This is a genomic window from Planctomycetia bacterium, from assembly GCA_034440135.1.
Lineage (GTDB): Bacteria > Planctomycetota > Planctomycetia > Pirellulales > JALHLM01 > JALHLM01.
Genome location: JAWXBP010000513.1, coordinates 1 through 10808, shown reverse-complemented (window position 1 = coordinate 10808; position 10808 = coordinate 1). Strand labels below are relative to the sequence as shown.

The following is a 10808-nucleotide window of genomic DNA, read 5'->3' as shown; positions in this document are numbered from 1 at the left end:
GTTCTCAGCCCCGTGAGGGGCGACAGAAAATAGCCAGGGGTGCCAACCCCTGGAAACGGCTTTTGAGGAATTTGTGGTGCCCCGGTGGGGCTTTTTTTTCTTAGCTACCCGCAGTTCCAGCGGTTTGCAACGCTGGCTATTGCCTGTCGCCCCTTCGGCGCTGGGACGTCTTTGGAATGCTACTTCCTTACCGTCCGTTGTCGCGCAGCTTCAATCAAGCGATCGAACAGGCCTTGCTGCACTGGGTCGCGCTCGGCGGACAACTCTGGGTGCCATTGCACCGCCACCATGAACGGGTGATTCGGCAGTTCGACCGCTTCGATGGTGCCGTCCGCTGCGCGGGCGACTACCTTCAGGCCCGGCGCAGCGTCGCGGACCGCCTGATGGTGCCAGGAGACCGTGTTGCAAACGGTGCCGCCGACCAGGCCCGCCAGCTTCGAACCTGGCTCAATGTTCACGGCGTGTTCCGTTGGCTTCCGCGGCGGGGCGCGGTGCGCCAGTTCGTCGCCGACCTCGTCCGGCAAATGTTCAATCAGCGTTCCGCCGAGCGCCACGTTCAAGACCTGGCAGCCGCGGCAGATGCAGAGCGCCGGCAGATCGCCCTGCGACAGCCGCCGGGCGAATTCCAGTTCCCAGCCGTCCCGCTCGGCGTCGGTCATGTAGATGGTTTCGTGTGTTTTGCCGCCGTAGTGGCTGGGGTCGACGTCGCCGCCGCCGATCAGCACGAACCCGTCGAATCGCGCGGAGAGCGTCTCGAAATCGGGCTGGCAGGGCGGAATCAGCACGGGAACGCCGCCCGCCCGGGCGACGGCGTCGCAATAGGCCGCCGGCGTACAAAAACGGGGCGTGTCTTCATCGAAATCGTTCCGGCCGTAGGTCGTCAGACCAATCAGCGGTTTCATCGGGACTTCTTCCTCCCAGGAATCCAATAGGGAGCCAGCGTGACGCTACATCGTCGCCAGGGAACCACATTCCCGCAAGGTCCGAACCACCGCAGAAGCGCGGCGCCGGCTGGCGCCCCGACGCTTCCGATCTACAAGAGCGTTACGGAACACCTGGGTTCGCGCGCGCGTCCTCGCCACGCGACGCCACGTCGCTAAGCCCAGGGAAGGCCCTCGCAGTCGATCTTGCCGCCCACGACGTTGGTGGCCTTCCCTGGGCTTGAACATGTCGCCGTCGATGGCAACGCTGTTCGCCCTGCTTGCGTTGCGTATGATGAGTGCGCTGTCCGCAACATCTGTCGAACGAGTATCTCCATGAAGCCCTGGTTTGCCATTGTCGGCCTGGCTGCCCTCGCTGGTTGCACGAACTCGGCGGGCGATAGCAACGAGGTCGTCGTTTACACGTCGCTCGATTCGGTCTTCTCGGAATCGATTCTCGACGAATTCACTAACACCGCCGGGCTCACGGCGCTCGCCAAATTCGATACCGAGAGCACCAAGTCGGTCGGCCTCGCGCAGGCGATCATCGCCGAACAGGCCGCGCCGCGTTGCGACGTCTTCTGGAACAACGAGATCCTCAACACGCTGCGTCTTGAAGAACAAGGCCTGCTGGAGGTCTACCGCTCGCCGTCAGCGGAGAGTTATCCGGAAATGTGGCGCTCGCCCAACGGAACCTGGCATGGCTTCGCCGCGCGAGCCCGCGTGTTGATCGTCAACGCCGACCTGGCGCCAGAGGGCGACCGACCGACCTCATATCGCGATCTCGCCGACGCGAAATGGAAAGGCCGCGTCGGCATCGCCAAGCCGCTGTTCGGCACCACGGCCACGCACGCGGCTTGCTTGTTCGCGCTGCTTGGCGACGAAGAAGCCAAACAATACTTCCGTGATCTCAAGGCCAACGACGTCCAAATCATGGCCGGCAACAAGCACGTCGCCCAGGCGGTCGCGGCCGGTCAACTCGCGTTCGGCTTCACCGACACCGACGACGCCATCAGCGAACTCGAAGCCGGTCAACCCGTAGCGATTGTCTATCCTGACCGCGAGCCGGACCAGCTCGGTACACTGTTCATCCCCAACACGCTGGCCATCATCAAAAACTGCCCGCATCCGGAAAACGCGCGCAGGCTCGTCGATTACCTACTCGCACCGGACATCGAAGCTAAACTCGCCGAAAGCCACAGCGCGCAGATCCCGCTCAACCCCGCGGTCACCACCAAGCCTCGCGTGGAAACCCCGCGCACCGTCAAAGCCATGCCCGTCGACTTCGCCGCCGCCGTCAAACAATGGGACAACGCAGCAACGTTCATCCGGGATGAATTCGCGACAGCGGAATAAGACGCTGTTCCGGTCTTTCACCACGGAGATCACGGAGAACACGGAGAAGAGATTGAAGTTTTCAGTGTTCAGTTTTCAGTGAAGACGCATACTTGAACGACTGAAAACTGAAAACTGAAAACTTCCTCCCCTCCATGGTGAATCCCCACGCAAGGCCCAGCCGTCACTTACCCGCCACGAGCTTGTCCACCTCATCCTCGCCCGGCAAACCAAACGAATAAATCGCCCCGGTGTATTGCTTCGGGAAGAACGACTCGTAATCTCCCGGCGAGAACAGCGTATTCCCCGAACCCACATACACCCGCCCGCGCGACACCGACGGTCCGCTCCACACAGGACCGATCTCGATTTCCTTCAACAGTTCTCCGCTCGCGGCATCCACCGCGACCAGCTTGCCGCTCGCCACGGTCGTGAAGTACGCCACGCCGTTCGCGATCGCAATTCCCGACGCCACTGGGTCGCCCACGTTTGTATAACTCGGCTTCGGCGCAGGCCCGCCGATTTTCGCCACCTTCGGCCGTTCATGCCGCCATAGCTCTTGCGACAAGTCCGCGCTCACGGCGGTCACGCGCCCGCCGGTCGGCGGCGCGCCGCTGGCCGCCGGCGTTTCCTGCGAGCCAAGCCGAATCGTGTCGATGCCATTGGTGAAGATCGACGTTCCATCCGTCGCGCAGCCCGATTGCAACCCGCCGATCGCGCTCGGCAGCGCCAACACGCGCGGATCCGGCGTCGGCGTCAGCGGATAAGTTGGCGGCCCCAGATAGAGCGGCGTCTGCGCGAGCAGTTCCCCGTTCTCCGCGCGGAACACATAGAACCCGCCGTTCTTGCAACCCGCCCCGACGATCTTCGTCTGCTTTCCATCGACATCGATCGTCAACACCTTGGGCGTATCGCCGATCGATTGATCCTTATAGCGCCCCTCCTCGGGATTGTACGACCGCATCGAGTTCGTCCAGACGTCGCCGGGATTGATCTGCGTCACCCATTTCTCGCCGCCGGTTTTCACGTCGAGCGCAATCACCGCGCACGATTCCCGCGTATGCAGCGCCGGGTTGTCATCGGTCGGCTTCCGCGGCGCAGTGTTTACGTCGCTGCCGAAATAAATCGTACCCGACTCCGCGTCGAACGACGGCGAGCTCCAGATCGAGCTCGTGCCAGGCCCGAAGTAAAACTTGTGCTCGCCCCAGGAGTCCTTCATCACGATCGGCGGATCAAGTTTCTCCGGCTTCGGCCCGACGTCGTACTTCCACACGACGTGCCCATCGGCGGGATCGAGCGCCACAACAAATCCGCGCCCACTGCTGCCCTTGTAGAACGCCGACCCGGCGATCAACTGCTCCAACGCTCCGCCCCCCAGCAGGATTTTGCCGTCGGCCAGAATCGGCGAAGCGAAAATCCAGTTCAACGGATGCGCCCCGGGAAAACCCTCCGCTCGCGTATTCACCTTCCACCGCTCAGCCCCGGTCTCGCGATCCAGCGCATAAATCCATCCGCCCAGATCGCCGAAATACACCGCGTCCTCAGTCACCAGCGCGGACGTCATGATCGCCTGATCCGACCCGCGGAACTTCAACTTGTCGACCACGCCGTTCGCCGCGCCGCCCCCCTCGTCCCCCGACTTGATCGGCGGATACGCCGGATTGCGATACGACCACTTGAGCGTCCCATCCGGCCGCAGCGCATAGAACGTCGCCTCGGTCGCCGTGCCGAAATACACGCAACCATTCACGACGCTCGGAGTGGCATGCACCACGCCCACTAACTGCCCAGAACCCTCGGCCGGAAACCGCCACTTTTCGACGAGCCCGCCGACATTGGCTGGCGACAACGTCTGCTCCGCCGCATTGAACCGCCAGCCAGCCACGTCGCGGTTATACATCGGCCAATCCGCCGCCTCCGGCGCCGCGGCGAACGCTAACGATGACCAGCTAACGGCAATGACGGTCCAGAGCATCACGGTGAGCCGGGAGTGAAGCCGATTTTTCATGCGAAGAGCAATGTGAGCGAAATGAGAAGACAAGAAGACGTCGCGCCCGCGCCCCCCCGGCCAAACCGCCAAGCCCAGGGAAGGCCATCGACGACGTCACGATCGCTAGTGGTTATCGGAGGCCTTCCCTGGGCTTAACCGCGCCGACGTGGTTGCGGCGAATTATCGCACCCGCGCAGGAGATTCGCCAGCGGCGTCAGAATATTGTGCAATGTGCAAGGCTGGAAGCAGAAAAACGGTGAACTTCGGCATGGCGCGCCCCGCTGCCATTTCGCCTATGATAAAGAGAAGTCCATCGCCAAGCTGCGGTATTGCGCGTGCCCCACGTCACCTTTGTACCACTCGTCGGCTTTCGCGTCCGCGAAGCGGAAATGCTGGAACTCGGCATGTCCCTGCCGGGCCTGCAAGATCGCGCGCGGGCCATCGGCCAACTACCGGCGCTGGGACTGCTAACGCTCGCCGGAATGTTGCCGCAAGATTGGACCTGCGACTATCTTCCGCTCGACACAATTAATCAAGATGCCGTCGATCGTATCCTAACCAACCGCCCCGACCTGGTCGCCATTTCCGCACTCGCCGCCTCAGTGCTCGATGCCTACCGCCTGAGCGAACAATTGCGCTCCACGGGCGTGCCGACGGTCATCGGTGGTTTGCACGCCACGGCCATGCCGGATGAAGCAGCTCGATTCTGCGATGCGGTCGTCGTCGGGTCCGCCGAATCCGTTTGGCACGAAGTATTGTCGGATGCCCGCACAGGTCACCTGTGCAAAGTCTACGATGCGCGAAAACGGCCTGCCCCGATCGCCTGGTCGACACCGCGCTTTGACTTGCTGTCGCACGATGTGTCACGCTACACGTTGCAAACTCAGCGAGGTTGCCCGCTGGCTTGCGATTTCTGCGCGGCCAGCCGGCTGCTTGGCGGATTTGTCGAGAAGCCCGCCGAGCGCATTGATGAGGAATTGCAGGCCATTGGCCGCCTGTCGCCGCGTCCGGCAATAGAATTGGCCGACGACAACACGTTCGCCGGAACTCGCCCGCCGGAAGAGTTGTTCGACGTGCTGGAACGCAGCGGCGCCCGCTACTTCACGGAAGCGGATTGGCGCATCGGCGAGCGACCGGACGTGCTAGCGGGGCTCGCTCGATCCGGCTGCCTGCAAGTTCTGATGGGCGTCGAGTCGTTGGTGTTCCGCTATCCCGGAATGGGACAAAAACAAGCCGAGTTAGACCGAGTGCTAGCATCCGTCGAACGCATTCAGGCAGCCGGCGTGGCCGTCAACGGCTGCTTCATACTCGGCGCGGATGGGGAAACGAGGGCGTCGATCGATCGACTCGTTGATTTCTTGCTCACGAGCCCTTTTGCCGATATTCAAATTACCCTCCAAACCCCTTTCCCTGGCACGCAACTGCGCCGCCGCCTGTCGGATCAAGGTCGATTGCTCGAAGATCGCGACTGGTCGCACTATACGCTCTTCGACGTCACCTACCGCCCGGATAGGATGTCCGTCGAAGAGCTGGAACAAGTGTTCCGTGATGTTTTGCGCGCAGTCTTCAGTAATGCGGCGACACAACGCCGGAACTGCATTCGCCGCGACGTCTGGCGCAAAGGCCGTGCCCTCAGAAGCAAGTCGCGCAGCAACAAGTTGCCAGTAGAAGCAGGAACTCATCCATGCCAGACGCCGTAAGCGCGACGACAATCCTGCGCTACCTATCCGGCGATAGGCAAGCGATTCAGTCGTTGATTGAATGCCCGCGCGCCTTGTGGCTCGGATTGATCTTTGTCATCTCGGCCGGCTTCGCCCGCGAGTACGACGCGGAGAGCCTGCTGCATGAGCCGTGGTACCTGTTGATTCCGGTCGCCGCGTCGCTCCTAACGTCGTTTCTTCTATACGCGCTGCTTTATGGAGCGGCGCTCAGCAAGAACGTTTCCATTCGGCCGGTCGCCATTCCATCGTCACCGGACAATGATGTGATCGCGACCCTCGCCGACCGCCCTCCACTACGCCGCTTCTGGGGATTGTATCCGACGTTCCTCACCCTCTACTGGATGACCGCGCCGCTGGCCTGGCTCTATGCGATCCCCGTCGAGCGATTCCTGTCGCCCTACGACGCCGCCGTGACCAACTATTGGTTTCTCGCGTTCGTTTCCGTGTGGCGCGTTCTCCTCATCTCGCGCGCCGCGTCCATCATGTTCTCCGCGCCGTTTGGACTTGTGCTGTGTCTGGTGCTGCTGTTCGCGGATACGGTCGTGCTGGTCGCGTCATTCACAATTCCGCAACCGGTGTTCCAAGTCATGGGAGGCGTGCATCACAACGCGCTTGAGCAGTTGAACGCTGGCATTTCGGGGATGTCTTGTTGCTTTAGCGTCCTGCTCTGGCCCGTGTTGTTTGCCATTGCAACAAGCTGCTTTAGCGCGCAGGGGGACGCATGGACCATGCCTCGGAAACGAGGCCAACCACGCAACGTTCATCGCTCCGCTTGGATGCTCTCAGCATGCTCGATCGTCGCGTGGGCCGGGATTCTTCCCTTTACGCAACGGGAGCAGTTTTTGCGATACGAAGTGGAGCGCGAACTAATTTACGGTAACCTGCGACACGGGCTCGCAATGATGTCAGAGCGTCAGCGAGTCGATTTTCCGCCAGGTTGGTCGCCTCCGCCGTACTGGGAAAAGCGGAACTACGAGCCAGACTTTGGAGATGTGCTCACAGCGATTTCAACTGAGCCCGTCGCAGGCTGGGTCAAAGACGTCTATTGGTCGATCGCCGAAGAGCGATTCGCCGACGCTTCGTTTCAGTGGTATCCAGGGGATGGGCACGAAGGTGACTTCCGAGCACATTCGGTTTATCTCGACCTGCACCCAGAGCGCGATCGTGTCATTCGCGAAGCCGCACCCGACATGCGTCGATACATTAAATGGGCGTCAGATTCAACAGTAGATCAGATCGCGATCGCCGAAAAATTCAAACGCCTCCTCCAATCCCTCCCCGGCGAGGACCTGCTGAAAGAGCCGTCGCCAGAGCAACACGATTGATTGTTTCTCTCGCGCGCCAAGGCGATACGTTGTGGCATGGTCTCCCGACCATGCCACCGGCCCGACCGAAGGTCTCCCTTTCCGAAAGCACCAGTCCCGACGTGGCACGGTCGGGAGACCGTGCCACAACAAGGATGCCACAACCAGGCGCGCAGGTTATATTGTCAGCATCCGCGATCTCGCCCACTCACCGAGCCTTCCGCCATGTCCACGCGCCCGTCCCGCCGCCAATTCCTCAAAACCACCGCCGTCACCGCTGCCGCGTTCGGTTTCCCTATCATCATCCCCGCCTCGGCGCTTGGCCGGGGGCGTGTTGCGCCGAGTAACCGCGTCAACGTGGCGATGATCGGCACCGGGAACCAGGGCTTCAATGATCTGCGCAGCTTTCTACCGGATGAGCGCGTGCAGCTCGTCGCCGTGTGCGATGTGAATCGTGGGAGTCTCGGTTACTGGGACGGCAAGCTCGGCGGGCGGGAGCCGGCGAAGCAGTTGGTCGAGGAGCATTACGCCGCGGACAAGGCGTCCGGCACATACAAAGGCTGCGACGCCTACGTCGATTTCCGTGAAGTGCTTGGCCGCGACGACGTCGACGCCGTGGAGATTTGCACGCCCGATCATTGGCACGCGATTCCGGTCATCGCGGCGGCGCGGGCGAAGAAGGACATTTATTGCCAGAAGCCACTGTCGCTGACGATCGTCGAAGGTCGCCGAATGAGCGACGCGGTCAAACAGCACAACGTCATCTTTCAGACCGGCAGCCAGCAACGTTCCGACAGCAACTTTCGCCGCGCCTGCGAACTGGTCCGCAACGGCCGCATCGGCAAGGTGCATACCGTCCGCGTCGGGCTGCCGGCCGGACGCGTCGATTTCGCCAAGACCGGCGATCAGAAGCAAACCGCGCCGGTGCCGGACGGATTCGAATACGACCGCTGGCTCGGCCCCGCGCCGGAGGCGCCGTACGCGCCCGCGCGCTGCCACGTGAATTTTCGTTGGATCTACGATTACTCCGGCGGCATGGTCACCGACTGGGGCGGGCATCATCCCGACTGCGCGCAATGGGGCCTGGGCACGGACGCCACGGGGCCCGTCGAAATCCGCGCGGCGAAAGGCGTCTTCCCGCCCGACCCGCTCTGGAACACCGCGACGGAGTTTTATTTCGAAGCCATCTACGCTGACGGCGTAAAGCTGATCCTCTCCGACAAGGAACGTTCCGGCGTCACCTGGGAAGGCACCGAAGGCAAAGTCTGGGCGAACCGCGGCGAACACGACGCGGAACCGAAAAAGCTGCTCGACACGGTCATCGGCCCGAACGAAATCCACCTCTACAAAAGCGACGACCACTTCCGCAACTTCATCGACGGAGTTCTGACGCGGACGGAATGCGTCGCCCCGGTGGAAACGGCGCATCGCTCGATCACCATCTGCCACCTCGGCAACATCGCCATGCGCCTCGGCCGCGAAAGTTTGCGCTGGGACCCGGCGCAGGAGACAATCTTCGATGACGCAGAAGCCACGGCGATGCTCAGCCGGAAATACCGTGAGCCTTGGACGTTGGACTGATGCGGAGGATTCACCATGGAGGGCACGGAGAACACGGAGGGGGGAGGAGAGGAGAGTTTGAAGTTTTCCGTGTTCAGTTTTCAGTTGGATTCGATTGACACTTGCGCTGCTCGACGGGCCTAACCGAAATCAACTGCGACTGCCGTTCCATTGCCAACATTCAACAACTCAAAGCACCCGACCCGCGCGCCGCCCGCCCTTCCACCCGTCTCACTCCCACTGAAAACTGAACACTGAAAACTTCAAACTCCTCCCCTTCCGTGTCCTCCGTGCTCTCCGTGGTGAATCCCCGTTTACACTTCCGCCTACAAAACCACCTCGCTTAAGAACGCCCCACCCATGCGATATCTCCTTCCACTCCTGCTCTCCCTCGTCGTTCTCCCGACAGCCAACGCTGCCGAGAATTGGCCGCAACTCCGCGGGCCGCTGGCGTTAGGCGTCGATGAGCGCGACGACGCGCAACTCCCCGACACTTGGTCCACCACGGAAAACGTACTCTGGAAAACCGACCTGCCCGGCCGCGGTTGGTCGTCGCCCGTCGTGTGGGGAAATCGCGTGTTCCTGACGACGGTGGTGAACACCGGCGAGTCGGAAGCCCCCAAGAAAGGCCTCTACTTCGGCGGCGATCGCCCGGAGCCGCCGCAAGCGCCGCATCAATGGAAGGTGTATTGCCTTGATCTCGCCAGCGGCGAAATCCTCTGGGAACGGCAAGTTCACGAAGGCCAACCGCAAAGCTCGATTCACTTGAAGAACAGCTTCGCCTCCGAGACGCCGGTCACCGATGGTGAGCGCGTCTACGCGATGTTCGGCAACGTCGGCATCTTCTGTTTCGACCTGGAAGGCAACGAGCTTTGGCGACATGAGTTACCAGTACACAAATATCGCCTCGGCTGGGGCACAGCCGCATCGCCAGCCTTGCATCAAGGACGCCTGTACGTCGTCAACGACAACGAAGAAGCCTCGTACTTGGAATGCCTCGACGCGAAAACCGGCGCTCCAATCTGGCGCGTCGATCGCGACGAAAAAAGCAACTGGGCCACGCCGTATATCTGGGAAAACGACGTCCGCACGGAATTGATCACGCCCGGCACCAACAAGGTTCGCTCCTACGATCTCAACGGCGAACTGCTCTACGAGTTGGGCGGCATGTCGAGCATCACCATTGCCACGCCTTACTCGAAACACGGCCTGCTCTATGTCAGCTCCGGCTACGTGCTCGACCCCAAGAAGCCGCTGTTCGCGATCAAGCCCGGCGCGAGTGGCGATATCTCATTGGCCGACGACGCGACCAGCAACGATCACATCGCGTGGTGCCAGAAAGACGCCGCTCCGTATAACCCAACGACGATCATCTACGGCGACCTGCTGTACGCCCTGCTCGATCGCGGGTTCCTCACCTGCTACGACGCGCACACCGGCGCGATGGTCTACGACAAGCAACGCTTACCGGAAGGCCAGGCGTTCACTTCGTCCCCTTGGGCTTACGGCGGCAAGATCTTCTGCCTCAACGAAGACGGCAAAACCTTCGTCGTCAAGGCCGGCCCGGAATTCGAGTTGCTTCACACCAACGACCTGGCCGAAGACGACATGTGCATGGCCACGCCGGCGATCGTGGGGGATAAACTGCTGATTCGCACAGCGGCCCGCGTGTATTGCTTTAGGAATACGGTGGGGGCGAGTCGTTAACGGACACACGCGCGTTATGGCACGGTCTCCCGACCGTGCCATTGATGGCGAGGCGCTGGAGCCAGTTCGGGAGACCTTCGGTCGGTCGAGTGGCACGGTCGGGAGACCATTGGTATCTACACATCTCGGAAGGAACCACGAAAAACACGAAAGGCACGAAAGTTTGGGATGTTTGGCAAACTTGCGGTGGCCATTTGAAGGCAGATCGCCTAGCCGACGTCCCTTTGGCACTTCCAGCGCAATCCAATACTCGACAAGACTTTCGTGCCTT

Annotated in this window: 7 protein-coding genes; 5 read left to right on the top strand and 2 right to left on the bottom strand. The window is 61.4% G+C overall.

Going from position 1 to position 10808, the window contains the following annotated elements; genetic code table 11:
• Positions 1–179 precede the first annotated feature (179 nt).
• The gene (locus tag SGJ19_28945) at positions 180–902 is read right to left on the bottom strand and encodes a gamma-glutamyl-gamma-aminobutyrate hydrolase family protein (GenBank protein ID MDZ4784293.1); all 723 of its coding nucleotides are present in this window, start codon (positions 900–902) and stop codon (positions 180–182) included.
• 354 nt (positions 903–1256) lie between these two features.
• Here SGJ19_28945 and SGJ19_28940 point away from each other — a divergent pair, with 354 nt between their 5' ends.
• Positions 1257–2276 (top strand): extracellular solute-binding protein, encoded by a 1020-nt coding sequence (locus SGJ19_28940; GenBank protein ID MDZ4784292.1) that lies wholly within the window; start codon positions 1257–1259, stop codon positions 2274–2276.
• Between the two features lie 163 nt (positions 2277–2439).
• Here SGJ19_28940 and SGJ19_28935 read toward each other — a convergent pair whose 3' ends face one another.
• Positions 2440–4263 (bottom strand): PQQ-binding-like beta-propeller repeat protein, encoded by a 1824-nt coding sequence (locus SGJ19_28935; GenBank protein ID MDZ4784291.1) that lies wholly within the window; start codon positions 4261–4263, stop codon positions 2440–2442.
• Between the two features lie 317 nt (positions 4264–4580).
• Here SGJ19_28935 and SGJ19_28930 point away from each other — a divergent pair, with 317 nt between their 5' ends.
• The 4 genes from SGJ19_28930 (at position 4581) to SGJ19_28915 (ending at position 10537) form a co-directional block, all read left to right on the top strand.
• Complete coding sequence (locus SGJ19_28930) at positions 4581–5945, top strand: cobalamin-dependent protein (protein ID MDZ4784290.1); 1365 nt, start codon at positions 4581–4583, stop codon at positions 5943–5945.
• Positions 5930–7291 carry a hypothetical protein gene (locus tag SGJ19_28925; protein ID MDZ4784289.1) on the top strand — a complete coding sequence of 454 codons (1362 nt, stop codon included), beginning with the start codon at positions 5930–5932 and terminating at the stop codon, positions 7289–7291. Before SGJ19_28930 ends, SGJ19_28925 begins: the two co-directional genes overlap by 16 nt.
• 204 nt (positions 7292–7495) lie before the next feature.
• Positions 7496–8851 (top strand): Gfo/Idh/MocA family oxidoreductase, encoded by a 1356-nt coding sequence (locus SGJ19_28920; GenBank protein MDZ4784288.1) that lies wholly within the window; start codon positions 7496–7498, stop codon positions 8849–8851.
• 339 nt (positions 8852–9190) lie between these two features.
• Positions 9191–10537 carry a PQQ-binding-like beta-propeller repeat protein gene (locus tag SGJ19_28915; GenBank protein ID MDZ4784287.1) on the top strand — a complete coding sequence of 449 codons (1347 nt, stop codon included), beginning with the start codon at positions 9191–9193 and terminating at the stop codon, positions 10535–10537.
• Positions 10538–10808: the final 271 nt, after the last annotated feature.

Bases quoted from the DNA above. Each gene is read 5' to 3' on its own strand.
- SGJ19_28945 (MDZ4784293.1), bottom strand. From the start codon at position 902: ATGAAACCGCTGATTGGTCTGACGACCTACGGCCGGAACGATTTCGAT.
- SGJ19_28940 (MDZ4784292.1), top strand. From the start codon at position 1,257: ATGAAGCCCTGGTTTGCCATTGTCGGCCTGGCTGCCCTCGCTGGTTGC.
- SGJ19_28935 (MDZ4784291.1), bottom strand. From the start codon at position 4,263: ATGAAAAATCGGCTTCACTCCCGGCTCACCGTGATGCTCTGGACCGTC.
- SGJ19_28925 (MDZ4784289.1), top strand. From the start codon at position 5,930: ATGCCAGACGCCGTAAGCGCGACGACAATCCTGCGCTACCTATCCGGC.
- SGJ19_28920 (MDZ4784288.1), top strand. From the start codon at position 7,496: ATGTCCACGCGCCCGTCCCGCCGCCAATTCCTCAAAACCACCGCCGTC.
- SGJ19_28915 (MDZ4784287.1), top strand. From the start codon at position 9,191: ATGCGATATCTCCTTCCACTCCTGCTCTCCCTCGTCGTTCTCCCGACA.